1 protein-coding gene is annotated in these 858 nt (G+C 67.4%); it reads right to left on the reverse strand.

Annotated features, from left to right (window positions below; all coding sequences use genetic code 11):
* Nucleotides 1–858 (reverse strand): beta-ketoacyl synthase N-terminal-like domain-containing protein (locus AC0T5L_RS27120; RefSeq protein ID WP_476168333.1); only part of this gene is annotated, 858 nt, incomplete at both ends.

An 858-nucleotide genomic window follows, 5' to 3' on the forward strand; every position in this document is an offset into this window, starting at 1 on the left:
CGGGGTCTGGGTGTTCGGGGTTGTGGTGTTGGCGGGTTCGGGGGGTTGTTCCACGATGACGTGGGCGTTGGTTCCGCTCACGCCGAAGGAGGACACTCCCGCGCGGCGGGGGGTGTCTTCCTTGGTGGTCCAGGGGCGTGCGTGGGTGAGGAGTTCCACGGTGCCCGAGGTCCAGTCCACTTCTGGTGTGGGCTCGTCCACGTGCAGGGTTTGTGGGAGTACTCCGTGGTGCATGGCTTGCACCATTTTGATGAGGCCGGCTACGCCGGCGGCGGCTTGGGTGTGGCCGATGTTGGATTTCAGCGATCCCAGCCACAGGGGGTTGGTGGTATCGCGTCCTTGTCCGTAGGTGGCCAGGAGTGCTTGGGCTTCGATGGGGTCGCCGAGTCGGGTGCCCGTGCCGTGGGCTTCGATGGCGTCTACGTCTGTGGGGGCCAGGCCGGCTCGGGAGAGGGCGGTGCGGATGACGCGTTGTTGTGAGGGGCCGTTGGGTGCGGTGAGTCCGTTGGAGGCTCCGTCCTGGTTGACGGCGCTGCCTCGTATGAGTGCGAGTACTTCGTGGCCGTGGCGTCGGGCGTCGGAGAGCCGTTCGACCAGGACGAGGGCGAGTCCTTCGGACCAGCCGGTGCCGTCGGCTGCGGCGGCGAAGGCTTTGCAGCGTCCGTCGGGGGCCAGGCCGCGCTGTCGGGAGAACTCCACGAACGAGGAGGGTTGGGCCATGACCGCCACGCCTCCGGCCAGGGCGAGGGAGCACTCACCCGAGCGTAGTGCGTGTACTGCTTGGTGTAGTGCGACCAGGGAGGAGGAGCACGCGGTGTCTATGGTGACGGCCGGGCCCTCGAAACCGAACGTGTAGGA

The organism is Nocardiopsis sp. TRM 82005 (assembly GCF_056312425.1).